The sequence below is a fragment of the Rhodococcus sp. PAE-6 genome, assembly GCF_025290685.1.
Taxonomy (GTDB): domain Bacteria; phylum Actinomycetota; class Actinomycetes; order Mycobacteriales; family Mycobacteriaceae; genus Rhodococcus; species Rhodococcus pyridinivorans.
The window spans coordinates 382,914-407,434 of the sequence record NZ_JAOCLZ010000003.1 but is presented as its reverse complement, the minus strand read 5'-3'; the positions used below and the strand labels follow the sequence as shown (position 1 = coordinate 407,434).

At 68.4% G+C, this 24,521-nt stretch carries 25 protein-coding genes and 2 pseudogenes; 14 read left to right on the top strand and 13 right to left on the bottom strand.

Translation table 11 applies throughout. The features are described 5' to 3' along the window. Positions 1–5 precede the first annotated feature (5 nt). From NVV99_RS09815 to NVV99_RS09805, 3 genes are all read right to left on the bottom strand, one after another. Positions 6–743 carry a sulfite exporter TauE/SafE family protein gene (locus NVV99_RS09815; protein ID WP_024102065.1) on the bottom strand — a complete coding sequence of 246 codons (738 nt, stop codon included), beginning with the start codon at positions 741–743 and terminating at the stop codon, positions 6–8. A 104-nt stretch (positions 744–847) separates the two neighbouring features. Beyond that, on the bottom strand, positions 848–2,527 hold the full coding sequence (locus tag NVV99_RS09810) for an NTF2-like N-terminal transpeptidase domain-containing protein (protein ID WP_024102066.1): 1,680 nt from the start codon (positions 2,525–2,527) through the stop codon (positions 848–850). A gap of 78 nt (positions 2,528–2,605) precedes the next feature. Further along, on the bottom strand, positions 2,606–4,375 hold the full coding sequence (locus NVV99_RS09805) for a penicillin-binding transpeptidase domain-containing protein (RefSeq protein WP_024102067.1): 1,770 nt from the start codon (positions 4,373–4,375) through the stop codon (positions 2,606–2,608). Positions 4,376–4,567: 192 nt separating this feature from the next. Here NVV99_RS09805 and NVV99_RS09800 point away from each other — a divergent pair, with 192 nt between their 5' ends. Together NVV99_RS09800 and NVV99_RS09795 are read left to right on the top strand one after the other, a co-directional pair. Continuing rightward, the gene (locus tag NVV99_RS09800) at positions 4,568–6,103 is read left to right on the top strand and encodes an ABC-F family ATP-binding cassette domain-containing protein (protein ID WP_006552712.1); all 1,536 of its coding nucleotides are present in this window, start codon (positions 4,568–4,570) and stop codon (positions 6,101–6,103) included. Between the two features lie 22 nt (positions 6,104–6,125). Beyond that, a complete protein-coding gene (locus tag NVV99_RS09795) occupies positions 6,126–6,938 on the top strand; it encodes an alpha/beta fold hydrolase (protein WP_024102068.1) in 813 nt (270 codons plus the stop codon). 16 nt (positions 6,939–6,954) lie between these two features. On the opposite strand, the gene NVV99_RS09790 is transcribed toward NVV99_RS09795, so the two are convergent. Beyond that, positions 6,955–7,707 carry a TetR/AcrR family transcriptional regulator gene (locus NVV99_RS09790; protein ID WP_024102069.1) on the bottom strand — a complete coding sequence of 251 codons (753 nt, stop codon included), beginning with the start codon at positions 7,705–7,707 and terminating at the stop codon, positions 6,955–6,957. Positions 7,708–7,873: 166 nt separating this feature from the next. Beyond that, the gene (locus tag NVV99_RS09785; protein ID WP_024102070.1) at positions 7,874–9,100 is read right to left on the bottom strand and encodes an acyl-CoA dehydrogenase family protein; all 1,227 of its coding nucleotides are present in this window, start codon (positions 9,098–9,100) and stop codon (positions 7,874–7,876) included. 134 nt (positions 9,101–9,234) lie between these two features. Between NVV99_RS09785 and NVV99_RS09780 the strand changes: the two genes are divergently transcribed. Further along, complete coding sequence (locus NVV99_RS09780) at positions 9,235–10,353, top strand: energy-coupling factor ABC transporter permease (protein WP_024102071.1); 1,119 nt, start codon at positions 9,235–9,237, stop codon at positions 10,351–10,353. Between the two features lie 26 nt (positions 10,354–10,379). Here the strand turns inward: NVV99_RS09780 and NVV99_RS09775 are convergent, their stop codons facing one another. After that, a complete protein-coding gene (locus tag NVV99_RS09775) occupies positions 10,380–10,910 on the bottom strand; it encodes a TetR/AcrR family transcriptional regulator (protein ID WP_242411753.1) in 531 nt (176 codons plus the stop codon). A gap of 159 nt (positions 10,911–11,069) precedes the next feature. Between NVV99_RS09775 and NVV99_RS27260 the strand changes: the two genes are divergently transcribed. The 6 genes from NVV99_RS27260 to NVV99_RS09750 all read left to right on the top strand — a co-directional run bounded on the left by NVV99_RS27260 (position 11,070) and on the right by NVV99_RS09750 (position 15,552). After that, positions 11,070–11,162: a putative leader peptide gene (locus NVV99_RS27260; protein WP_369011260.1), complete on the top strand. Its 93-nt coding sequence runs from the start codon at positions 11,070–11,072 to the stop codon at positions 11,160–11,162. A gap of 114 nt (positions 11,163–11,276) precedes the next feature. Continuing rightward, a complete protein-coding gene (locus NVV99_RS09770; RefSeq protein ID WP_016694511.1) occupies positions 11,277–11,792 on the top strand; it encodes a DUF4242 domain-containing protein in 516 nt (171 codons plus the stop codon). A gap of 7 nt (positions 11,793–11,799) precedes the next feature. Further along, positions 11,800–12,849, top strand: a complete 1,050-nt coding sequence (locus tag NVV99_RS09765) for an acyl-CoA dehydrogenase family protein (RefSeq protein ID WP_024102073.1) — start codon at positions 11,800–11,802, stop codon at positions 12,847–12,849. Then, positions 12,825–13,565: an ABC transporter ATP-binding protein gene (locus NVV99_RS09760; RefSeq protein ID WP_024102074.1), complete on the top strand. Its 741-nt coding sequence runs from the start codon at positions 12,825–12,827 to the stop codon at positions 13,563–13,565. Before NVV99_RS09765 ends, NVV99_RS09760 begins: the two co-directional genes overlap by 25 nt. Further along, complete coding sequence (locus NVV99_RS09755; RefSeq protein ID WP_024102075.1) at positions 13,562–14,734, top strand: ABC transporter substrate-binding protein; 1,173 nt, start codon at positions 13,562–13,564, stop codon at positions 14,732–14,734. Before NVV99_RS09760 ends, NVV99_RS09755 begins: the two co-directional genes overlap by 4 nt. After that, entirely contained in the window at positions 14,731–15,552 is an 822-nt protein-coding gene (locus NVV99_RS09750) for an ABC transporter permease (protein WP_006553699.1), read from the top strand. The genes NVV99_RS09755 and NVV99_RS09750 overlap by 4 nt, the downstream gene beginning before the upstream one ends. A 7-nt stretch (positions 15,553–15,559) precedes the next feature. On the opposite strand, the gene NVV99_RS09745 is transcribed toward NVV99_RS09750, so the two are convergent. The 4 genes and pseudogenes from NVV99_RS09745 to NVV99_RS09725 all read right to left on the bottom strand — a co-directional run. Further along, the gene (locus NVV99_RS09745; RefSeq protein WP_024102076.1) at positions 15,560–16,033 is read right to left on the bottom strand and encodes a nitroreductase family deazaflavin-dependent oxidoreductase; all 474 of its coding nucleotides are present in this window, start codon (positions 16,031–16,033) and stop codon (positions 15,560–15,562) included. 4 nt (positions 16,034–16,037) lie between these two features. Beyond that, on the bottom strand, positions 16,038–16,910 hold the full coding sequence (locus NVV99_RS09740) for an alpha/beta fold hydrolase (RefSeq protein ID WP_024102077.1): 873 nt from the start codon (positions 16,908–16,910) through the stop codon (positions 16,038–16,040). Next, positions 16,900–17,540, bottom strand: a pseudogene (locus tag NVV99_RS27100) (TetR/AcrR family transcriptional regulator). The gene NVV99_RS09740 and the pseudogene NVV99_RS27100 overlap by 11 nt, the downstream one beginning before the upstream one ends. Further along, a pseudogene (locus NVV99_RS09725) lies at positions 17,537–17,791 on the bottom strand (hypothetical protein); the annotation flags it as partial. The pseudogenes NVV99_RS27100 and NVV99_RS09725, both read right to left, overlap by 4 nt. A gap of 14 nt (positions 17,792–17,805) precedes the next feature. Here NVV99_RS09725 and NVV99_RS09720 point away from each other — a divergent pair. From NVV99_RS09720 to NVV99_RS09705, 4 genes are all read left to right on the top strand, one after another. Then, positions 17,806–18,867, top strand: coding sequence for an alanine racemase (locus NVV99_RS09720; RefSeq protein ID WP_024102079.1), 1,062 nt, complete (start codon positions 17,806–17,808; stop codon positions 18,865–18,867). A 93-nt stretch (positions 18,868–18,960) separates the two neighbouring features. Beyond that, on the top strand, positions 18,961–19,407 hold the full coding sequence (locus NVV99_RS09715; protein ID WP_019290845.1) for a MaoC family dehydratase N-terminal domain-containing protein: 447 nt from the start codon (positions 18,961–18,963) through the stop codon (positions 19,405–19,407). Next, entirely contained in the window at positions 19,404–19,841 is a 438-nt protein-coding gene (locus NVV99_RS09710) for a MaoC/PaaZ C-terminal domain-containing protein (RefSeq protein ID WP_260782820.1), read from the top strand. Before NVV99_RS09715 ends, NVV99_RS09710 begins: the two co-directional genes overlap by 4 nt. A 56-nt stretch (positions 19,842–19,897) precedes the next feature. After that, positions 19,898–21,019: a sorbosone dehydrogenase family protein gene (locus tag NVV99_RS09705; protein ID WP_024102081.1), complete on the top strand. Its 1,122-nt coding sequence runs from the start codon at positions 19,898–19,900 to the stop codon at positions 21,017–21,019. 3 nt (positions 21,020–21,022) lie between these two features. On the opposite strand, the gene NVV99_RS09700 is transcribed toward NVV99_RS09705, so the two are convergent. Genes NVV99_RS09700 through NVV99_RS09690 form a run of 3 tightly spaced genes read right to left on the bottom strand, consistent with a single transcriptional unit; the run spans position 21,023 to position 23,428 of the window. Beyond that, positions 21,023–21,475, bottom strand: a complete 453-nt coding sequence (locus NVV99_RS09700; protein ID WP_006553710.1) for a MaoC family dehydratase — start codon at positions 21,473–21,475, stop codon at positions 21,023–21,025. Between the two features lie 28 nt (positions 21,476–21,503). Next, the gene (locus NVV99_RS09695; RefSeq protein ID WP_024102082.1) at positions 21,504–22,250 is read right to left on the bottom strand and encodes a GntR family transcriptional regulator; all 747 of its coding nucleotides are present in this window, start codon (positions 22,248–22,250) and stop codon (positions 21,504–21,506) included. A 26-nt stretch (positions 22,251–22,276) separates the two neighbouring features. Continuing rightward, positions 22,277–23,428, bottom strand: a complete 1,152-nt coding sequence (locus NVV99_RS09690; protein ID WP_024102083.1) for an acyl-CoA dehydrogenase family protein — start codon at positions 23,426–23,428, stop codon at positions 22,277–22,279. 212 nt (positions 23,429–23,640) lie between these two features. On the opposite strand from NVV99_RS09690, the gene NVV99_RS09685 reads away from it, so the two are divergent. After that, positions 23,641–24,516 carry a CoA ester lyase gene (locus tag NVV99_RS09685; RefSeq protein ID WP_051424858.1) on the top strand — a complete coding sequence of 292 codons (876 nt, stop codon included), beginning with the start codon at positions 23,641–23,643 and terminating at the stop codon, positions 24,514–24,516. The last annotated feature ends 5 nt before the right edge of the window (positions 24,517–24,521 follow it).

Below are 24,521 nucleotides of genomic sequence, written 5' to 3'. Positions count from 1 at the left end.
GCTGCTCAGCGGAGAGCGAGCCATACCGCCAACCCGAACCCTGCGAGCGCGACACCCACGCGCAGCAGGTTCGGGGGTATGCGCCGCACGAGCGGCGGACCGCAGTAGCCACCCGCGAACGCGCCGACGGCCATGGCGGCCGCCGCACCCCAGTGCACGGGTCCGAAGACTGCGAACCCGATCGCCGCGACCAGGTTGGCGACGCCGAGCAGGTAGCTCTTGAGGATGCTCGCGCGCCAAATCTGCTCGGACGTGCAGATAAGCACCAGCGCGTAGAAGACGACGCCGGCGCCGGCACCGAAGTATCCGCCGTAGACCGCGACGACGAAGACCGCCACGGAGAACACCCGCGGCATGTCGCGACCGCCGGCCAGGGTGCGGATGCGTGGTTGGAGCAGCAGCGCGAGAGCGGCGAGCGCGACGAAACCCGGAACGATCGCCTCGAACGAGTCGGGCGGCGCGACGAGCAGGACAGCCGCGCCGACCACGCCGCCGAGCGCGGCGTAGAGCGTCCACCACCACACGCGGGGGCCGGTGTCGACGACCTCCCGCGCCGAATTGGTCAGCGCCCCGACACCCACACCGACCATCGCGACGGTGTTGGTGACGTTCGCCGCGACCGGCGGGAGGCCGACGGCGAGCAACGCCGGATACGAGACGATCGACGCCAGGCCGGTGACGAACCCGACGACACCCGCGAAGAATCCGGCAACCACGAGCAGTGCCAGGTCGAGGACGGTCACGGTCGCTCAACGTACCTGTACGCCGCGGACCGGCCTCCGGCGGATCAGCGCACCATGGACCGGCCTCCGGCCGATCAGCGCACCATGGACCGGCCTCCGGCCGATCACTCCCCGAGCAGGGGTTCTCCGAGCTTGCGCAGGAAGGTGTCGGCCATCTTGATCGCGCGGTCGCCGCCGTCGGCATCGGCGACGAAGACCGCGAAGGCCAGGTCGCCGCCGGTGTAGCCGAAGAACCAGCGGTCCTCACCGCTCGCCGCGGCGATACCCGCGAGACCGGCGTGTCCGCGGAGGAAGGACGCCGGACCGTTCTGCACGTTGTCGATCATCATGCCGCGCAGGGCGTCGATCACAGAACCGGGCAGCGCCTCGGGGGCGTCGTGGACGACCGTCTCCTGGCCCTGCACGATCGTCGGGGCAGCGACGCTGCCCCGTGCGACCGAGGCGGCCAGCACCGCGGCGCCGAGCGGCGTGATCAGGTTCTCGTCGGAATCCGATCCAGCGAACTGGACAACTCCGGAGCGGTTGTGCCCGATCTGCGAGGTCTCGAACTCGAAGCCCGGCACGTCGTAGTCGACGCCGAGGCCGAGGCGACGGGCGGTCGAGGCGACGTCATCGGATCCCACGTCGTTCGGATCGACGCCGCGCTCGAGGCCGGCCGCGAGCCGGACCGGATCGAGAACGCCGCCGGCCGGGTAGAGACCGTGGGTGATGACGGGACCGAGTTCCATGGCCCAGTTGTTGACGTCGGCGGCGAGGATGCCACCGGTCGAGGGCTGGATGGCGACCACCGCGGCCGGGGTACCTGCGGTGACGACCGCTTCCTTCGCGGCGAGCTGCACCTGGGAGTCGACGGTCGCCTGCAGGTCCGGAGGCGGCGGGCCCTGGAAGCCCGCCACCTGGATCGGGCCCTCCTCGGGATCCTCGAGGGTGACCGCCCAGCCTGCCGTCCGGTCGCGTTCGAGCTGCCAGGCCGAGCGCAGCGAGTCGAGCAGCGGCGTGGAGATCCGCCGATCGGCGCTGATCAGGGTGGGTGTCGTGAGCACCTCGACCCCGGGGATCGACACGATGCCGCCCTCGAGGAACTGGTAGTCCTGGTCGCGGAGCTTGACCGCGGTGATCCGGTTTCCGGGGTTCTCCGCCATCCGCTCCTGCATCAGCTGGGCGGTGATGACGGGTGCGACCGGCTCGAGAACCGCCGCGAGACGAGTGGTGGTGTCGACGGGGTCGGGCATCGCCGCCGGGTCGAGCACCACGGCGTTGATGGTCTGTTCCTCCATGAGGAGGCGGCCCGTGCGGTCGAAGATCTTCGGCGGCGCGGCGTCGGTGCGCACGTGGTGGACGGTGCGTCCGCCGGACAGGTCGGGGACGACGACCTCCGGGTCCCAGGACACACGCCAGCCGACGGCGAGCTTCCGCACCGAACCGGTGACCTGATACGACCAGTCCTTGCCCTCACCGAAATTCCAGCCGGCGGAGAGCGTGAAGTATCCCGAGTCGTCGTTGAGTTCGACCAGCTGGGTGACGTCGTAGTCGACGGTGCCGTCGGACAGACCGTCGTACATCTGCGAGATCGTTTCCTCCGCCGCGTTCGGGTAGGAGGTCAGGGCCGCCGCTGCGCCCGCATCACGATCGTCGAGGGCGGCAACGAAGTCGTCGACGAGGCGTTGCGCCTCGCTTCGAGAATCCGAGAACACAACCGTCGTCAGAGCGACGACAGCCACGACGAGGCACACGGCCAGCGCGACGATGCGCCCCCGCTTCCCCCGCCAATCACGAAATCTCATATGTAACAACCTTCACTTCAGTCACACGAGATACCAGCACGCGTTGTGCACGAACACATCACAATTGCGCCACGCGTCCTACCCCCTCAGCCATCGCCCCGCCGCCTCGACGGCAGGGGCGGAGCCGTCCGCCCCCGACACGAACACCGCAAAGGCAAGATTATCCTGTGATCCGATAAACCAGCCGTGCGCCCCGACGTTGTCACCGTACTCCGCCGTCCCCGTCTTCCCCGCCAGATCGGGAATGTCGCGCAACGTGCCGGCTGTACCCTCGATCACAGTCTCGCGCATCATCTCTCGCAGTGCCGTCAGCACGTCCCCGGGCATCGGTTCGGCCTCCCGATCCGCGGTCGCCGGCTGCCCCTCCACGATCGTCGGAACCGGCGTGCGGCCGTTCGCCGCCGAGGCTGCGACCAGCGCCATCCCGAACGGCGACGCCGTCACCCGACCTTGTCCGATCGCTGCCTCCACGCGGGCAGCATCGGTGTCTGCGACCGGCACGTTACCCGTGACCGTGACGAGACCGGGCGTGACGTAATCGATGCCGAGACCGAAGCGTTCCGCGGTGGCGCGCAGGGCGTCGGGCGGCAGGTCCAGAGCGAGCTGCCCCATGGTCGTATTGCACGAGAACGCGAACGCGGTGTGCAGCGGCACGGGGCCGAGATCGAAGTTCTCGTCGTTCGGGATCGTTCGTGAGCCGACCGATGCGACGCCCGGGCACGGCAGCACGGTGTCGGGTTCGGCGAGCCCGGCATCGAGCGCCGCCGCCGTCGTCACCACCTTGAACGTCGACCCCGGCGGATAGAGGCCGGTCGCGGCGATCGGCCCCTCGGCGTCGGCCGCGTCGTTCTGGGCCATCGTGCGGATCGCGCCCGTCGAGGGTTCGATCCCGACGATCACCGCGGGCGTGTCGAAACCCGCGAGGACCTCCTCGGCCCGTCGCTGCAGGTCGAGGTCGATCGTGCTGGTCAGGTCGGGTGCCTCCGGTCCGGCTTCGCCGGCGACCTGGCTCGTCGTGCCGTCCGCCGCGACCCGCCGGATCACCCAGCCGGCCGAGGCGTCCTGCCCCTCCTGCCACAGTTCGGCGAGGCCGGACCACACGGGCGAGGCGAGGTCGCGCTCGGTGGTGAGGAGACGGGTCTGCGGCACGAGCGTCACGCCGGGCAGCGCGGCGAGGCGATCCTCGATCGGTGCGAGGTCCTCCTCACGCAGCGTGATCACTCCCGCAGCGCCGCCGGCGGCCACCGCGACCTGCTCGGCGAGACTCTCCGCCGTGATCGTCGGGACGACCGTGGCCAGCACGGGAGCGACCGCGGCGGGATCGGCGGTGGCATCCAGGTTCACGACGGTGACGACCTGCTCCCCCATGAGCGGCCGCCCGGCCCGGTCGAAGATCGTCGGCGGGGCGCCGACGGTGGTCAGATACTCCAGCGACGCGCCGCCCGCCAGTTCCGGTGACAGCACCGTGGGGTCCCAGCGGACCCGCCACGCGTCGGCCTCGGGGTCCTCCGTCGCGCTGCCGGTGGTGCGGTACGACCAGTCGCGGCCCTCCCCGAAGTTCCACGTCACGTCGAGGTCGAAGGTGTCGCCGTCGCCCGTCCCCGCGACACTCACGGTCGGGTCGTCGTGGCCGAGGCCGGCGAAGAGGACATCGATCGCGGACTCCGCGGCTACCGGATCGGTGGTCAGCGCTGCCGCTCCGGAGACGTCGCCGGCGTCGAGAGCGGCAGCGAACTCCTCCGCGATCGTCTCGGGCTGATCGGGGCCGAGGGCACACGCCGACAGCGACAGCACCGTGGCTGTCGCGACTCCCATACCGATCAGTCGGATCCACACGGTCCCGATCATGCCTGCACTTTCGAGCCCGTGCCTGTTATCGCAGGTAGGAGTCGGGGTGAAATATTCGGTTGCATCCCGGACGGTGCGGGCTCACCATGGTGTTCGCATCCCGTACCCGTCGATCGGAGAAGTCCGTTGCTCCTGTGAGAGGTCCCGTCCCCGCGCACTCGCGCAATCGACCCTCACCCTTCGGGAGCCATCATGTCTTCATCCGGTATCACGCTGTCCGCACTCTCCTACGCCCATCCGGACGGCACCATCGCCGTGCAGGATCTCGACGCCGTCGTCCCGGCGGGGCGGATCGGCCTGGTGGGACGCAACGGAAGTGGGAAGACCACCCTGCTCCGGTTGATCGCGGGTGAACTCCGCCCGACCTCCGGTTCGTCGACGGTGCGGGGACGGGTCGCCTACCTCCCTCAGGACGTGACCCTCGATCCGACGGTGCCGGTCGATTCCGTCCTCGGCATCGGCGATATCCGAAAGTCCCTGCGCCGCATCGAATCAGGATCGTTCGACGATCGGGACTTCGAGGTCGTAGCCGATCGGTGGGACATCGAGGACCGCGCTCTTGCGCTCATGCATCGCGTCGGCCTCGACCGGATCCTGCACGACGTCGGGGATTTCGACCGCACCGTCGGTCAGCTCTCCGGCGGGGAGACGGTGCTGCTCGCCTTCACCGCACGCCTGCTCGACGAGCCGGACGCGCTGTTGCTCGACGAGCCGACGAACAATCTCGACGCCGACGGACGTGCGCGCCTGCAGGATGCGCTCGACCGGTTCCCCGGCACGGTGCTCGTCGCCGGGCACGACCGGGAACTGCTCGACCGCATGGACTCGATCGCCGAACTGCGCAACGGGGCTCTGCGCCTGTTCGGCGGCGGATTCGGCGAGTACGAACGGATCGTCGCGGAGGAGCAGGAGGCGGCACGGGCCGCAGTGCGGGACGCCCGTAACGACGTGCGGCGTCAGGCACGCGAATTGGCGGCGGCGCACGTCACGCTCGCCCGGCGGCAACGCTACGGGCAGAAGATGTACGAGCAGAAGCGCGAACCCAAGATCGTCATGGGCGCGCGCAAACGGCAGGCGCAGGAATCCGCCGGGCGATTCCGCCGTGAGCACGAGGAGGATCTGACCACTGCACGGGAGAACCTCGATCGCGCGAAGGACGCCGTGCGCGACGATCCGGAGATCCGCATCGACCTGCCCGGAACCGCGGTTCCACCCGGCCGGCGTGTGGCGGACGCACCGCTCGAGATCGTCGGGCCGGAACGGATCGCGCTGCGCGGCCCCAACGGGTCGGGGAAGACGACCCTGCTGCACCGCATCGTCGAGGCGGAACCCCACGTTCCCTTCGCGTTGCTCCCGCAGCGGCTCGACATCTTCGACGACGATCGTTCGGTCGCGGAGAACGCCGAGGATCGTGCGCCGCACCTGACTCCGCAGCAGGTGCGGGCACGTCTGGCGCGCTTCCTGTTCCGCGGCCGGCACGCCGAGGTCGCCGTGGGGGCACTGTCGGGTGGGGAACGACTGCGGGCCGCGCTCGCGATCGTGCTCGCGGCCGATCCCGCTCCGCAGTTGTTGCTGCTGGACGAGCCCACCAACAACCTCGACCTGGCCGGTCTCGCGCACCTGACCCAGGCCCTGCGTGCCTACAGCGGTGCGCTCGTGGTGGTCTCGCACGACGAACGATTCCTGGAGGAGGTGGAGGTGGATCGGTCGGTCGAGCTCGGGCGGTGAGCCGTTCGGCGATACTGCTGGGATGAGCCACGCGACGAATCCCGCCGACGGCACCCGGATCCGGTTCACCACGGCAGGTCCCGAGGGGGCACCGGTCGTGCTGCTGGTCCACGGCAGTGCCCTGTCGTCGGCGGTGTGGCGGGCCTTCGGCTACGTGAAGGCGCTCAGCGGGGATTTCCGGCTGGTCATGCCCGACCTGCGTGGGCACGGCCGCAGCGACACCCCTCACGACGAGGACGCCTACGCGATGGACGCGATCGTCGGGGACCTGCTGGCCGTCCTGGATGCGGCCGGGGTCGACCGGGTGCACTACGTCGGCTATTCGTTCGGCGCCCGTGCGGGACTCGCGCTCGCCGTCGACGCTCCGGACAGACTGTCGAGTCTGACGCTGCTCGGCGGGAGCGCACGCCCCCAGGCGGGATCGATGGACGCGATGTTCTTCCCCGGCACCGTCGACGTGCTCGAGCGCGAGGGCATGGACGGTTTCGTCCGTGCCTGGGAGGAGCGGCGTCGCACGCCGGTCGATCCCGCGACGCGCTCGGCCTTCCTGAAGAACGACGCGCAGGCTCTCGCCGCCTATTTCCGCCGGTCGAATCGGGAACCGGGGATCGACGACGAGATGCTCGCCGACATCGACGTGCCCGTGCTCGCCGTCGTCGGGTCGGACGATCGCCTGCGCGTGGAGGACACCCGCGCGTTGTCGCGCACCGTCCCCGGTGCGCGACTCGCGATCCTGCGCGGGGTGGACCATGCCGAGACGGTCTCGGCCGCGCTGCCTGCGGTCGAGACCTTTCTCTCGGCACGCGCCGGTCGGAAACCGACCGACACGCTCTGATGCTCAGGCCGGGCGCTCAGGCCGGGACGACGACCTGTTCCCGCGGTGTCATCGCCGGCACCGGCCGGGACTGCTGCGCCCTCCGGTGCGGTGCGACCGCGGCCTTCTCCTGCGCAACACGGGCCACCGCCTGCTGCCGGCCGGCTCCGGATGCCTCCGCGAGCAGCGCCGACACCGACCGCTTCATGACCTCGACGGCTTCGGGCACCGGCAAACGCAGTACGTCCCGCAGCGACACCCAGGTGGGCCAGGTCGTCGACACACCCAGCAGGTTCTCGATGTGGGTGCGGACGGTGCCGTCGACGCCCTCGAACTGGTCGGAGAACAACGCCCCGATCTCGTATCGCGCCCGGTCGAGATAACGCACGCGGTTGCGCTGCAACTCGCGCGAGAACGGCACCCGGATCTCGGACGACCGTGCGAACGGCGCGATGTATTCGAGCATCTCCGCCCGCTGCCTGCAGTAGGCGTCGATCCGCTCCTCGAGCGGCAGCGACGGATCGATCGGCTCGTAGGCGTCGACCTGGCGCCGCATCAGCTCGGCGCCGGTGACGGCGAACAATGTCTCGAGGTCGCCGAAGTGTCCCCACAACGATCGCAGGGACACCCCGGCCCGCGAGGCGATCTGCGCCCCTGTGGGTTTGAGCTCTCCCGCCCTGATCAGCGCGATATGAGCCTCTATGACGGCCTGCCGGGTGCGCTCTGCGCGAGCGCTCCTGCCGTCCGTCGTGACCGACGGCTTTTCGCCGTCCCTTCGTTCCGCGTACATCGCTCCCCCGATTTCCGCTCGGACTCCCCTCCGGACCGGTCGCTCCCCTCGTCGGCGACCGGCATAACTTTTCTCATGGCGAACAATAGTCGACACAGTGGGGGAATTGTCATCCCCCCTCCGAAAATTGTCCTTTTTGCTAATTTCGAGCGGTCGTATTCAGGGCTTACTGTGCGAGCAATCCCTTCGCGATATGTGTTACTTGAATTTCGTTACTACCGGCGTAGATCATCAACGATTTCGCATCACGCGCGAGTTGTTCGACGCGAAATTCGGCCATGTATCCGTTTCCTCCGAACAGCTGCACGGCCTCCATCGCCACCTCGGTCGCAGCCCGCGACGAGTACAGCTTCATCGCCGACGCCTCCGACAGGCTCACCGGCTTCCCCGCCTGCGTGCGTTCGATCGCGCTGAAGACCATGTTGCGGACGTTCACCCGCGCGATCTCCATCTCGGCGAGCTTGAGCTGGATCAACTGGAACTGTGCGATCTCCTTGCCCCACAGCTTCCGCGACTTCGCGTACTCGGTGCACAGCTTCAGACACTGCTCGATGATGCCCAGGGCCAGATAGGCGATGCCGATACGTTCGGTGGCGAAGGATTCGCGCGCGCTGTCCTTGCCGTCGCTGCGACCGCCGTCCTCGGTCTCACCCAGCAGCCGGTCGCGGGTCAGGCGCACGTTGTCGAAGAACAGCTCGCCCGTCGGCGAGGAGTTCATGCCCATCTTCTTGAAGGGCGGGCTCTGGGTGAGCCCTTCCATGCCCTTGTCCAGCACGAATGCGAGCACCTTGCGGTCGCGGCGATCCACCGAGGAGTCGCCCTCGTCGAGCTTCGCGTACACGATGATCACGTCGGCGTACGGACCGTTGGTGATGAAGGTCTTCTGGCCGTTGAGGACGTAGTCCTCCCCGTCGCGGCGCACCGTCGTCTTCATCCCGCCGAAGGCGTCCGAACCCGAATCGGGTTCGGTGATCGCCCACGCTCCGACCTTCTCGAAGGTCACCAACTCGGGCAGCCATCGCTTCTTCTGCGCGAGGGTGCCGCGGCTGCGGATCGTGCCCGCGGTCAGGCCCAGGCTGACGCCCAGCGAGGCGATGAGCCCGAGGCTCACCCCGGCGATCTCGATGTTGAGCAACGCCGCCATCCCCGGCGACCCGCCGGTACCACCGGACGACCCCGAAGGCTTCTCTCCGCGTTCCTCTTTCGCGAGGGCGCGTTCGAGCGACTCACGGGCCATCTCGTCGATGCCGAAAGTCGCGTACAACTTCCGGATGATGTCGTACGGCGGCAGTTCTCCCGATTCGAGACTGTCGACGTGCGGGCGGATTTCCTTCTCGATGAAACCGCGAAGCGCATCGCGGAACATGAGGTCTGTGTCGGACCACTCGTACATGACGCAAATATAGAACGGGTTTCACTTTTTGCCCAGGCTCCCGTCCCGCCGAGCTCTCGAAAACGCTCCGCCTCCCCCGATGCCGGTACTAGCCTTCGCCGCAGAGCACTCCGTCGGCGAGAGGGACATCGGAGATGGTCGATTCGAGTGGGTTTGCCGGCACGGACGTCCTCGCCCTGCACATGGGCGACGGCCTGATCGCCGACCGCGCGTCCGCGTGGTTCTTCGTCATCGCCGTGATCGGGGTCAGCATCGCCGCCTGGTACGCACGCAGCGACCTGAGCAAGAGGTCGGTGCCCACTGCGGCGGTGGTCTGCGCCCTGTTGTTCGCCCTGCAGGTGGTCGACGTTCCGGTGCTGCCGGACGTGAGCGGCCACGTCGTGGGCGGCGCGCTCGCGGCGATCCTGCTCGGCCCGTTCGTGGGTGCGGTCGCATTGACGATCGTCCTCGTGGTGCAGGCCTTCGTCTTCGCCGACGGCGGCCTGTCGGCACTGGGCGCCAACGTCACGAACATGGTGCTCGTCGCCATCGCCGCCGGTTTCCTCGCCGCGACGGTGCTGCGCGCACTGTGCGAACACCACGGGGTGCGGCGGTTCGTCATGCTCGGTCTGGTCTCGTTCGTCGCAGGGTTCGTCTCGGTCCTTGCGGCGGTGACGGGTTTCGTCGTCGAGTACGCCCTCGGCGGCACCTTTGCGGTTCCGGTGTCGAACATCGGATTCCTCTACGCCACGCACATTCCCGTCGGGCTGGTCGAGGGTGTGGTGACGGCCGCCGTCGTGCTCGCCGTTGCGCGGATCTCCCCGGAATCCGTCCATCTCACCCGGCTTCCGGTCAATCCTCTCGACGCGACCGCCTCGCCGCCCCCGCCTCCGCGTCCGCGCGCTCGCGGGACGCTGTTCATCGGCCTGGCGTTCACCTCGCTCGTCGTCGCGGGGATCCTCGCGCCGCTCGCCGTCGACACCCCCGGCGCTCTCGAGGTGGCCACCTCACGCGGCTGCGAGATCGACTCGCTCGCCGAGGATCTCACAGGCGACTGCATGGCACGGGACGTCGAGGAACATCGGCTCGCCGACAGCGCACTGGCCGACTACACCATCGACGACCGTCCCGGTTCGACGGGCATTGCCGCGGTGCTGGGAACGCTCGGCACCTTCGTCCTGGCCAGCGTGTGTTTCCGCGCTCTCGTGCCGCGGCCGGCAATCTCCGCGACCACGGAGCGCCGCACACAGCAGCGGAGCAACTCGGCAGGCTGAGTCCACGGGTCGACGCGGACCCCGGGTCAGCGGGGGAGGTGCGTCTCGATGATCGCTGCAGCCATGTCGCGGCCGAGCCGGATCGGTTCGACGGAGTGCTCGAACTTGCTGCCGGACAAGGCACCGTCGTAGATCAGTTGCACGCGCCCGGCCACCACCTCGGATTCGGTCGCCCCGGCGAGATTCAGCAGGTCGACGAGCGTCGAATTCAGCCATTCCCGGTGCGCGAGCACCGGTTCGAGAGGATCCTGGGGGAATTCCGTCGCGGCGTTGGCGTACTGGCATCCCCGGAAGTTCTTCTTCGGCGCCGACTGCATCGCGAGATCGAAGAAGGTGAGGATCTTCGCGATCGGATCGTCGAGCGGTTCGGCGGCGGCGTGCCACCGCTGCCGGTCGCGCTGGTCGAGATCCTCCAGATAGGCGAGCACCAGTGCATCCTTCGACCCGTACGACGAGTAGAGGCTCGCGCGGGCGACGCCGGCCTCGGCGAGGATGCGGTCGATGCCCACCGCACGGATGCCGTGCTCGGCGAAGAGCGTGCTCGCGGTGTCGAGCAGACGTGTGGAGGGTGAGGGCTTGGACGGCGATCGCTCGGCTCTCCCCTTCGGACCGGCCGTGCCCTTCGGAGTGCCGATCGATTCACTCTCGACGAACGTACGCACGTACCCAGAGTAACGGACAGGGCGCGATAGACAGACCGTTCTATTCACAGTACGGTGAAGCACGTGACACACAGCCTTCTGACTCGCCGCCTGCACGTGGATCTCGTGCGGGTGTCGACTGCTGCGTGTTGTCGCTCCTCTCTCTGACCGGCCTCGTCTGCGTGCGCCGCATGCCGTAGTCGCCCCGTCCGAAGACGAAACGGCGCCCCGCCGTGCCCGGACCGGTCACAGTTCCAACCCGCTTTCCCGGAAGGTGACCCCATGTCGCTGTATCTCTACGAACTCGTCCCCACCGAGGGCCAGGCCGAAGCTGCCATCAAGGCCTTCGACGATGCTGTCGTCGCCGCCGGCGGCGAACTGATCGAATCGCAGGTCACCACTGGCGGCACGCGTGTCTTCGCGATCGCCGAGTTCGACGCCTGCCGCCCCGCCCAGCTCGAGTCGGCCTCCCTCGATGTCGCCGAGATCGTCGGCCCGAACGAGGTCCGTCTGGTCGGCGCCGAGCTCGACCAGATCAAGGCCACCCGCCCCGAGGCCGGTTACCTCGTCGAGTGGGACATCCCCGACACCATCGACATGGAGACCTACCTCGCGCGCAAGAAGGCGAATTCACCGAAGTACGCCGACGTCCCCGAGGTGAGCTTCCTGCGCACCTACGTCCGCGAGGACATGGACAAGTGCCTGTGCTTCTACAACGCCCCCGACGAGGCCGCCGTCGTGCGCGCCCGCGAGGTCGTCAGCACGCCCATCGACCGTCTCCACTCCCTCGAAGGATAAGCATCCGATGACCGCGGCCATTGACCGGACGAGCGAGGAACCGCGCGCGGCGATCGCAGAGTTCGTACGCGATCGCGCAGCTGCTCTCGATCGCGGAGAAACCGACATCCGCACCGACATCGCCCGTACAGGCGAGCTCGGCCTGCTCCGCAAGGGGCTGAGCGGGGAGTGTCTCTCCGAGATGGTCGCGGTCATCGACGAGGTCGCCGCCGAATCGCTCACCGTCGGCTTCTCGCTGTGGGCGCAGCGCATGGCGCTCGAATACATCGATCGCGCACCGCAGTTCCTGCGCGATCGTTACCGGGACGACCTCGCGTCCGGCCGCACGATCGGCGTCACCGCCATGGCCGCGGCGCTCAAGCATCTTGCCGGTCTCGGCGAGCTCCCCCTCGTCGCCGAACGAACCGACGACGGCATCACCGTCACCGGCCCGATCCACTGGGCGTCCAACGTCTTTCCCGACTCGGTGATCGTCTTCCCGGCCCGCACCGCCGACGGTGATCGCCTCGTCGCCGTCGTCCGCGCCGACGCCGAGGGCATCACCATCGCGGATTCACCCGAACTGCTCGCGCTCGGCGCCACGTCGTCGACCTCGCTGAAGCTCGACGGTGTGCGGATTCCGCAGTCGCACATCCTCACCGAGGATCTCGCAAACTTCTGCGGTTCGATCCGGCCCACCTTCATGATGCTGCAGACCTCGTTCTGCGTCGGCATGGCACGCGCATCGCTCACTGAGGCCGTCGGCCGTCTGCACGGACTGGGCGAGCAGTTCACCGGTGAGTACGAAGAGCTTTCGGCGCAGTACGAGTCACTGCGCGAACGGCTGTACCGCTTCGCCACCGATCCCACCTCGATCGCTCCTGCGGAGTTCATCCGCCTGCGTCTCGACGGTTCGGTCGTCGCCGTCGCCGCGACCCGCCTCGAAGCGACACTGCGCGGCGGTGCCGGATACGCGACGGCCAGCGCCACCAACCGCCGATTCCGTGAGGCGGCCTTCCTGCCCATTCAATCGCCGTCGGAAGGACAGCTGCGGTGGGAACTGTCGCAGTACGAATAGCGAACGGATACAAGAGTTTCGCCGGTCGCCGTAGCCCGGTTCTCCAGGGGGTGGATCTGGATATCGCGACCGGCGAGTTCCTCGTGGTGCTCGGCAGCAGCGGTAGCGGCAAGTCGACGCTGCTGCGGATCGTCGCGGGTCTCGATCACCTCGATCGCGGTTCCGTCGACTGGCCCGACACCGAGGGCGACAACCGTCCGCACACCGGGATGGTCTTCCAACAGCCCTTCCTGATGCCGTGGCTCACCGTGCGCGAGAACATCGCCTTCGGTGGACGGTTCGCCGCGCACCGCGAGCGGTTCGACACCGCCTACGCCGATTCGCTCCTCGAGCGTTTCGGCCTCTCCGCGCTCGCCGGCTACTACCCCGACCAGCTGTCCGGTGGTCAGGCCCAGCGCATCGCCGTCATCCGCGCCGTCGCGGTGCGTCCGCGACTGCTGCTGCTCGACGAACCGTTCAGCGCCCTCGACCCGGCCACCCGCTCCGATTTGCGGTCGTGGCTCGGCGAACTCGCGCGCGATCTCGGTTTCACGACGGTCCTCGTCACCCACGACATCGACGAGGCGCTCGAACTCGCCGACCGCATCGCACTGTTCGGGAGTTCGGGTGTGGTGCAGCAGGAATGGACGCTCGGCGGCATGTCTGCGCTCGACCGCGACGCGCTGCGTCCGGCCATCCTGGCGCACTACCGCGATTCGTCGCTGTCCGCGACATGACCGATCCGGGCCTGTTCAGCCGTCGCACCCTCATGCGCGGTGCGCTCGGCCTCGCGGCAGCCGGGGGTATCGCCGGCACGATCGACCTCGCGCGCACCGCGACCACCGACCGCGCCAATCGCACGGGGCAACTGCGCATCGGCTACCTGCCGATCACCGACGCCGCGCCGCTGCTCGTCGCGCACGGGTCGAGCCTGTATCCCTCCGGCGTCGTCGATTCCGCGAAGCCGGTGCTCTTCCGCAGTTGGGCGTCGCTCGCCGAGGCCTTCATCAGCCGGCGCGTCGACGTCGTGCACCTGCTCATGCCCATGGCGGTCCAGTTGCGGTACAGCCTGGGTAGTTCCGTGCGGATCCTCGGCTGGAACCACACCAACGGCTCGGCGCTGACGGTCGCCCCGCACATCACCGACCTGAGCGATCTCGCAGGTCAGACGGTGGCGATCCCGTTCTGGTGGTCGATCCACAACATCGCTCTGCAACAGCTGTTGCGGGCGCACGGACTGACACCGGTCGTGCGGGAGGCGCCGTCGAAGTCCGCCCGTACCGTGGGCCTCGTCGTGATGGGTCCGTCCGACATGATCCCGGCCCTGGCGAACGGCTCGATCGCCGCGTTCACCGTCGCCGATCCGTTCAACGCCGCCGCGGAGGTCCGCGGGGTGGGGCGGATCCACCGTTTCCTCGGTGATGTGTGGCGCGACCACGCGTGCTGCGCCCTGCTCGTGCACGAGGACCTGATCGAACGCGACCCCGTCGCCGTACAGTCCCTCACCGACTCGGTGGTCTCCGCCCAGTTGCAGATCGGCGCCGACCGTCAGGCCGCGGCCGCGATGTTGTCCGCCGGATACCTTCCGCAGCCGTTGCCCGCGATCACGAAGGCCCTCACCTATCCCGACCGCGAGGCCGGCACGGTGCACCCGCAGTGGCAGCCGCAACGCATCGGGTACCAGCCGTTCCCCTTCCCGACCTTCACCGCGGCACTGATCGAGGCGATGCACGACACCGTCGTCGACGGCGACACGCGGTTCCTCTCTCGTCTCGACCCTGCGACGGTGCACGACGACCTCGTCGACGACCGCTTCGTCCGCACATCCCTCACCCGCGTCGATGGCACCGATGCCTTCGGCCTTCCCTCCGATCTCACCCGCACAGAGGAGGTCGATCCTTCGTGAGCGCCCCGACCGGCACGGCGCCGGAGACGGCCCGCACCGTCCGGCAGCTGCCCCTCGTCCCCCAGGCCGTCGCCATCGTCATCGCGATCGCCTTGTGGTGGCTGGTGACGACGGTGCTCGTCGCGCCGGATTCGCTCGTGCGGGACTTCGCCCCGCAGTACGTCTTCCCGGCGATCGTCGACCTGTTCGCACGCGGCGTCCTGCTGCCCGACACGCTCGCGAGCCTGTGGCGGTTGCTGGTGGGTCTGCTGATCGCCGCGACGCTCGGCATCCCGCTCGGGTTGCTGATCGGACTCAACCCGTTGGTCGAGCGCGCGACGATGCCCATCATGCAGTTCCTGCGGATGATCTCGCCGCTGTCGTGGGCGCCGATCGCCGTGGCGTTGTTCGGCATCGGCCACCAGCCCGTCTTCTTCCTCATCGCCGCCGCCGCGATCTGGCCGATCGTCATCAACACGGCGGCCGGTGTGCACGGCATCGACCAGGGCTATCTGATGGTGGCCCGCTCGTTCGGTGCGACGCGACTCGAACTGCTCACCACCGTCGTCCTGCCGGCCATCCGCGCGCAGGTGCAGACCGGTCTGCGGGTCGGTCTCGGTATCGCGTGGGTCGTGCTCGTCCCCGCCGAGATGCTCGGCGTGCGGTCCGGTCTCGGCTACCAGATCCTCAACGCCCGCGACCAGCTCGCCTACGACCAGGTCATGGCCGTGATCGTCGTGATCGGTTTCCTCGGGTTCTGGCTCGACTGGGCGGCGCGGCACCTGCTGCGCGAACGGCGGAGGCCGGTGAGCGTCGAGGAAGCCGACCGCCCGCTCTGACCTGCGATCAGGACTCGAGCGACGTCAGTACGAAGACGGGGAGCACCCGGTCGGTGCGCTTCGCGTACAGCGCGTAGTTCGGCCACGTCTGCAGCAGCACCTGCCACAGCCGCGCGCGTTCGTCGCCCTCCGCGATCCGCACCGACACCGCGTGCTCGTGCCCGTCGTACAGCACCTGCGCCTGGTCGGCCGCGCGCAGGTTGATCGCCCAGGACGGGGCTTTCGGGTGTCCCCAGTTCGACCCCACCACGAGCCATCCCCCGTCGTGCGGCACACACAGCAGCGGTGTGGACCGCGGCACCCCGCTCTTGCGGCCCTTCACGGTGAGCACGAGCGAGGGCAGTCCCGCGATCGCGAGCAGGGTGACCTTGCCGCGCGTGGCCCGTTGGATGGTCTTGTCCACCGCGATGATCGGCTGTGAATACCGCGGCAACCACGGCAACGCTCCGATACGGACGGCGACCGGTCGGAGCGGATTCATGCGGTCATCTCCCCCAGACTGCCAGCAGCGTCCGGGCTGCGGCGACGACGGCCAGCGGCTGATCGATCATCGGATGGTGGCCCGAGGCCGGAAGATCGATCAACAACGCATCAGGACCCAGATTGTCGACCATCCGCCCGTAGAGCGCGTCGTCGATGATGCCGCGTTCGCAGCGGAAGTAGGCGACGGCGCATCCCGGACTCATCGCCTCGAGGCTACGGCGCCCCTCACGTCCCATGCGGAGATTGTCGAATTTCCACGACCAGCCGCCGTCGACCTGCTTCAGCGATCCGCGGGCGATGTGCTCGAGCACGTAGGGTTCGGCGTCGTCCTGCGGCGGCACGAGGCGGAATCGGGCGACGGCGTCCTCCGCCGCGGCGTACACCTTCGGCGGTCCGGCGTTCGCGACGGCCTTCGCGCGCATCTCGAGTTCCTCGGGCGTCATGTCGCGGATCGGCGAATCGATGATCACCACACCGGCGAGTTCGTCGCCGTGGAGATGTGAGGCGGCGAACGAGACGATCCCGCCCATGCTGTGACCGATGAGGACCGGTGGACCGCTGATACCGCCGGCGCGGGCCGCAGCGACGACCTCCGCGGACCACGCTTCCAGGGTGTAGTGCTCGCGGTGGTCACTGTCGCCGTGACCGCTCAGATCGAGCGCGACGACACGACGTCCGGCGGCAAGCTGCGGGCCGATGTGGTCCCACCACCCCGAATGCGCCATGCCGCCGTGGACCAGCACGATGCCCGGCAGACCGGATTCGCCCCACGCCCGGTAGGCGATGGTCGCACCGGCTGCCTCGACCTTCCCGGTCTCGACGGGTGTGGCCAGGGCGTCGACGAACCACTGAGGAGCAGATCCACTATTGCTCATTATTCGAACTTATGTCAGATGTGACGAGCGCCGACATCCGGGCCATCAGTTCGATCCGTCGCACCTCGAGTTCCGGCTGCGGATGCACCGTCGACGCCAGCGCTTCGCCGTCGAACATGTGCACGAGCGACAGCAGGAGGGTGTCGAAGACGTCGGCCGGGAACCGTGCCGCGACAGGCAGCGACCTGCCGAGATCGACGATCTGGGCGTGGTAGCGCTCGGCCATCGGCGTTAGATGCTCCCGCAACGCCGGGTCGGTGCGCGCCGCGCCGAGCAGTTCGTACCAGGCTGCGTTCATCGGGGCCCGGCAGGCGGTGCGCAGCAGTTCGAGGCACACCCGCAGGACTCGGAGATGTCCGCGTGCTCGTCGCCGAGCGCCGCGAGACCCGCTTCGAAGTTCGCGAACTGGCGTTCCCGGACGGCGTCGGCCGCCGCGATCATCAGGTCGAGTCGCGTGGGGCAGTGCCGGAACACCCCACCCGACGACACCCCCGAGCGCCGGCACACCTCACCGATCGTGGTCGCGGTATAGCCGAGCTCGGCGAGGGCAGTGATGGTCGCGTCGAGGATGCGGCCGATCGTCTCCTCCCTGCGCTCCTGCTGGGTACGGCGTACTACGGATGCACTCACGCGACGGGCTCACCCGCCGAGATGCGCATCGGCGCGGGTCCGCGCTCCTCCACCCCGGCGCGCAGGAACCGGCCGGTGCCGACGGTATGTCCGTAACCGGGCACGAACTCGCCGTCGCGGAAGACCACCCGGCCGGCGACCGCCGTCGCCGTCACCGCGCGGTCATTGCGGTTGACCATGCGGCGGATTCCGCCGAACTCCTCGAGCGGCGACTCGTGATAGGCATCGACGTCGGCGTTCAGTCCGGCAGGTCTACGGTTCGGCCATGGACCTCGACACCACCCCGGCACTGCTCGTCGACCGCGACATCCTCGACCGCAACATCGCGCGGATGGCGCAGTCCGCCGCCTCACGAGGCCTGTCGCTGCGACCCCACGCGAAGACGCACAAGTGCTCCGAGATCGGACGACGCCAGCTCGGTGCGGGAGCCCGCGGCCTGACGGTCGCGACCGTCTCCGAAGCCGAAGTCTTCGCCGACGAGGGTTTCGACGACCTGTTCGTCGCGTACCCGCTGTGGGTCGACGCTGCCCGCGGTGCACGGCTGCGCGCGTTGACCGACCGGGTGCGCCTGACGGTCGGGATCGATTCCGCGACCGGAGCCCGGCAATTCGTCGAGCACGCCGGCACCGCGATCGGGGTGCTCGTCGAGATCGACAGCGGGCACCACCGCACCGGCGTGTTGCCCGAACAGGCCGGAACCGTGGCGTCGGCGGCCCGCGAGGCGGGCCTCGACGTGCGCGGCGTCTTCACCTTCCCCGGCCACTCGTACGCACCCGACGCGCCCGACAGCGCAGCACGGGAGGAAGCCGACGCACTGGCGGCAGCAGCGGCGTCGCTACGAGCAGCGGGGATCGAGCCGACCGTGATCAGTGGGGGTTCCTCCCCCACGGCACATCTCGACGTGCCCACGGTTGCAACCGAGTTGCGTCCCGGCGTGTACGTCTTCGGTGATGCGCAGCAACTCGAACTCGGCGCGGTGAGCGAATCCGACATCGCGCTGACCGCCCTGGCGACCGTCGTTTCCGCTCGCGACGAGGTGATCGTGCTCGATGCCGGTTCCAAGGCGCTCGGCGCCGATCGAGCCGCGTGGGCCACGGGGTACGGACGCATCCTCGGGGAACCGGACGCGCGCATCACCGCACTGTCGGAGCATCACGCGACGGTGCAGTGGCCGGAGGCATCGACCCGCCCACAACTCGGCGACAGGGTGCGGGTGATCCCCAACCACGTGTGCAATGCCGTGAACCTCGCGGACGAGTTGATCACGGTCTCCGGCGACGCGGTAGTCGAGCGATGGAAGGTCGCGGCACGAGGGTGCAACACGTGATCCCGAGACGGTCCCCCACACGATCACCTCGAATTCGGCGTGTAGGTCACGAACACGACACCGATCCTCCCCGCACGTCGCTACGCTGCGTTGATGCCGCTGAACCCCGACCTTGCCGGACGCATCTTTCCGCCGACGTCCTATCTCGTCGGCCGGGAGAAGATCCGGGAATTCGCCCGCGCCGTCCGATCGACGCATCCGATCCATCTCGACCCGGAGGCAGCCCGGGCCGCCGGCTTCCCTGATGTCGTGGCTCCTACGACCTTCACCACCGTCGTCCAGAGTCCGTCGGTGACACAGCTTCTGGAGACGCCGGGTACCGGTCTCGAGCTGCACCGGGTGGTGCACGGGTCGGAGAAGGTCGAGCACCGGCGCCCGATCGTGGCCGGCGACGATTTGACCGCGACGCTCACCATCACGGAGGTCACCGAACGCGCCGGCAACCACATCCTGTCCACGATCTGCGAGATCCGGGACGACACGGACGATCTGGTCGCGGTAGTCACTTCGACACTGCTTCACCGAGGAGACGACGCATGACACTCGGCACCGCACTACGATTCGACGAACTCGAGGTCGGTGCGGTCATCGCGAAGACCGAACTGACGGTGACCCGCAGCGATCTGGTCCGCTACGCCGGTGCCTCGGGCGACTTCAACCCGATCCACTACGACGACGTCGTCGCGGCCGGCGAAGGGCTCCCCGGCGTGCTCTGCCAGGGAATGCTCACCGCAGCCCTCGCCCTGCAGAGCCTCACGGAACGGCTCGGCGATCCCACCGTGGTCGTCTCCTACGAGACACGGTTCACGCGACCCGTTGTGGTCGACCCGATGTACGGTGCCGTCCTGTCGGTGTCTGCGAGGGTCGCCCGCCGCGACGAGGCGGAGCGCACCGCACGGATCGATATCACCGTATCCGTCGACGACCGGCGGGTGCTCGGCAGGACCCAGGTCCGGCTCGCGTTCTCGTCCTGACTCCGAGCGCCGGGAATTCGCCGACGGAACGGACCTCGGTAAGAGAGGATCGACCCATGTCGCGGACACTTCTCGCCGGCTTGGCCGCCGCAGCAACAGCCGTGTACCTCGGGGCATGTGCGTCCCCGTCGAGTCCGTCCGTCGACGAGGGCACCGCCCGGGTGAGCCGTACCGTCACCGAGCCCTCGACGCCCGGGACGGGTACTCCGCGCGTGACCGGCACCGTCGCGTCCGGTCTCGACACTCCGTGGGGAGTTGCTTTTCTTCCCGGTGGTTCTGCACTGGTGAACGAGCGCAACACCGGCCGGATCGTCGAGATCACCGACGGCGAGGTCCGCGAGGTCGGTCGCGTCGGAGAGACCCTCGCGCAGGGCGAATCGGGACTGCTGGGAATCGCGGTGTCGCCGACCTTCGACACCGACCGCTTCGTGTACCTGTACGTGACAACCGGCAGCGACAACCGGGTACTCCGAGCCGTTTTCGACGGCACCACGCTCGCCGAACCGGAGGTGATCCTCGACGGTATCCCGGCCGGACGGATCCACGACGGCGGGCGGATGATCTTCGGTCCCGACGGGATGCTGTACGTCGCGACCGGCGAGGCGGGCGAGCGCGAACTCGCCCAGGATCCGGAATCACTCGGCGGCAAGATTCTTCGCATCACCGGCGACGGCGAACCCGCGCCCGACAACCCGGATCCGGCGTCGCCGGTGTACTCGCTCGGTCACCGCAACGTGCAGGGACTCGCATTCGACGGCCGGGGACGGTTGTGGGCGTCGGAGTTCGGGCAGAACGACGTCGACGAGCTGAATCTCGTGACGGCCGGTGCGAACTACGGCTGGCCCGTGACCGAAGGGGCCGGGGGCTCCGGCGAATTCGTCGATCCGGTCCTCACCTGGCCGGTCTCGCAGGCGTCGCCGTCGGGCCTGGCATGGTTCGACGGCAGCCTGTGGATGGCAGGCCTGCGCGGAGAACGCCTCTGGCGCATCGATATCCCGGATACTGATGTGCAGGACACCGCAGTCACCGCGACCGACTTCTTCGTCGGCGAGTACGGACGATTGCGGACCGTCGTCGCCGCGCCGGACGGCTCACTGTGGCTGACGACGTCCAATCGGGACGGTCGCGGCAGCCCGGCCGACGACGACGACCGCATCCTCCGGATCGAGATCTCCTGACGATCAGGGGACGAGAACGACCACCGTCTCGGCGACCAGCGCCGGGCGCTCTCCACCCTCGATCTCGATGGTGTATCCGACGACGAGGTTCGCACCCTTGGCGGTGCGCTCGAGCGATGTGAACTCGGCGCCGGCACGGATCCGCGAGCCGACGGGGACCGGCGCGGGATAGCGAACCTTGTTGCTGCCGTAGTTGACCTTCATCTTCAGGCCCTCGAGGGAGAAGATCTGGGTGCCGAGCACCGGCAGCAGCGACAGGGTCAGGTAACCGTGGGCGATGGTCTTGCCGTACGGGCCGTCCTTCGCACGCTCGGGGTCGACGTGGATCCACTGGTGATCACCGGTGGCCTCGGCGAACAGGTCGATGCGCTTCTGGTCGATCTCGAGCCAATCGCTGTAGCCGAGGTGCTCGCCGACGGCCTTCTCGACCTCGTCGATTCCGTTGAGAACCCGCATTGTTGCTCCTGTCGATGTGCGGCGACGGTCAGAGACCGGCTCGCCTGAGGGTGACGCGATAGGTGTAGTGCTCGGGCAGAAAGTAACTCACCGACAACTCGGTGGGCACGCCATCGTCGTTCGAGTACAACCGGTCGACGCGCAGCAAGGGATGTCCTACTTCACAATTCAGTTCGCTCGCCACCTGTTCGGTGGCGAGCGCGACCGTGATGGACTGTGCGGCTTCGACGATGGGACTGTCGAGATGGGGTTCGAGCAGGCCGATCATCGTGTTCCGACTCGACGCGCCCGCTTGCAGCTCGGGCGAATCGAGCACGTGTGCCGCGACGTGCTCGGGCAGATGAACGGTGGTGAGGACGAACGGGATTCCGTCGTGCAGACGCTTGAAGACCGCGGTGTACAGCACGTCGGTGTCGAGGCGGAGCCGGCTCGCCGCATCGATGTCGACCCCGCGCCGCAACGGCGAGACGATCTGCATGACCGTGTCGGCCGACAGAGCGAGCAGATCCTCGATCGAGCCGAGCTGGCGCCGATAACGCCGGCCCGACTCGTTCGCGAAGGTGCCGCGGCCGGGAACACGGTAGACGATGCCGTCGGCCACGAGATCCTGGAAGGCGCGACGCACCGTCTGCCGGCTCACGCCGTGTTCCTCGGCGAGTTCGGCCTCGGTGGGCAGCCGCGTGCCGTCGCTGTACCGTCCCGCCTCGACGGCCTCCCGGAGCTGGCGCGCGAGTTGCGCGTAGGCCGGTTCCGTTTCCCGCACCTTGTAGTCCATGACGGACCGATCCTAGCGGCCGGTCGTCACAGTCCGCCGCGTGCTACGAGCTGGCTCGCGATGACGTTGCGCTGGATCTCGTTGGTGCCCTCGCCGACGATCATCAGCGGCGCGTCGCGGAAGTAGCGCTCGACGTCGTACTCGGTGGAGTAGCCGTAGCCGCCGTGGATGCGCACCGCGTTCAGGGCGATCTCCATCGCGATCTCCGAGCAGTACAGCTTGGCCATACCGGCTTCCATGTCGCAGCGCTCGCCGCTGTCGTACTTCTCCGCCGCGTAGCGCGCCAGCTGCCGCGCGGCGGTGAGCTTGGTGGCCATCTCCGCCAGGTAGTTGCCGATGGACTGGTGCTTCCAGATCGGCTGACCGAAGCTCTCGCGCTGCTGCGCGTAGGCGAGGGAATCCTCGAGTGCAGCGGTCGCGACACCGAGGGCGCGGGAGGCGACCTGCAGACGGCCGGTCTCGAGGCCCTTCATCATGTGGGCGAAGCCCTTGCCGGGCTCGCCGCCGAGGATCGCGTCGACGGAGATGCGGTAGTTGTCGAAGCTCAGCTCGCACGACTCGACGCCCTTGTAACCCAGCTTGGGCAGGTCGCGTGAGACGGTCAGGCCCGGGCCGTGCTCGACGAGCACGACGGAGATGCCCTTGTGGCGCGGCTGCGCGGTGGGGTCGGTCTTGCACAGCAGCGCGATCAGCCCCGAGCGACGCGCGTTGGTGATCCACGTCTTGGCACCGTTGATGACCAGCTCGTCGCCGTCACGCTTGGCGGTCGTGGTCATCGCTTGCAGGTCGGAGCCGCCGCCGGGCTCGGTCAGCGCCATCGTCGCCCGGATCTCACCGGTGGCGAGCTTGGGCAGATACTTGCTCCTCTGCTCCTCGGTGCCGAACAGGGTCAGCAGCTTGGCGACGACGGTGTGCCCGCCCATCGCACCCGACAGCGACATCCATCCGCGGGCGAGTTCCTCGGTGACCTGGACGTAGCAGGGCATCGACACCGGCGAGCCGCCGTACTCCTCGGGCACGGCGAGCCCGTAGATGCCGATCTGCTTCATCTGCTCGATCCACTTCTCGGGGTACTCGTTGGCGTGCTCGACCTCCTGCACCGACGGCTTGACCTCCCGATCGATGAAGTCGCGGACGGTCTCGACCAGAAAAGTCTCTTCGTCGTTCAGGTAGGTCACGGGGCATCCTTCGTTGGGGACGGGCCACACGGACCCGGCAAACTTTGTACGGCCATTTTGTGGACCGAGTTCGGACGTTGTCAACGCAAAGACCGTCATTCGAAGGCGTGATTGCAGAGTTTTCGACGATACGAACGACTGCACCTTCCTATGAGCACACCTCTCCGTGGGGTGGCATACCGCCAACAATGGCCGTACATTTAGCGCCGTCATTGCCGACCGAACTCCCCGAGGTCCCCGTGTCTTCCGAGCAACACCTCCGCCGGCGCGCCGTTCTCGTCGCCCCCGGATCCGACGAACGCAAAGCCGGTAAGGCCCTCGCCTCCGCCGCCGACGAGGTCGTCCTCGACCTCGAGGACGCCGTCACCGCCGCCCAGAAGGACGCCGCCCGCGAACTCGTGGCTCCCCTGGTCCGCGAACACGGCGCCGCACGCACCGTCTCCGTGCGCATCAACGGACGCGGCACCCCCTGGTTCGAGGACGACCTGCGCACGTGCGCCGCACTCGGCGACGCCCTCGCCTCGATCGTGATCCCCAAGGTCGAGAGCGCCGACGACCTCGTCGAGGCCGACCGCATCCTCGGCGATTCGACCGTCCCGGTGCAGGCCCTCATCGAGACCCCTGCCGGCGTGCAGCGCATCGACGAGATCGTCGCCGGGCCCCGGGTTGCCGGCGTGATCATCGGCTACGCCGACCTCGGCGCCTCCCTGGGCCGCGCCCGCACCGCCGCGCCCGAGCACTGGCTCTACGTGCAGGACCGCGTGCTGCACGCCGCCCGCGCTGCGGGTGTCCAGGCGATCGACGGCCCGTTCCTCGGCATCGCCGACGACGACGCCTTCCGTCACTCGGCGCAGTGGGTGTCCGATCTCGGATTCGACGGAAAGTGGGTCATCCACCCTGCGCAGATCACCTCTGCGGCAGCGGCCTTCACCCCCACCGACGATCAGGTCGACGCCGCCCGCAAGGTTCTCGACGCGCTCGAGGAAGCCGAGAACCGCGGCGCCGGAGCCGCCCAGCTCGACGGGCAGATGCTCGACGAGGCCGTCGCCGTCGCCGCCCGCCGCACCCTGTCGAAGATCGGAGCCTGAAAGCC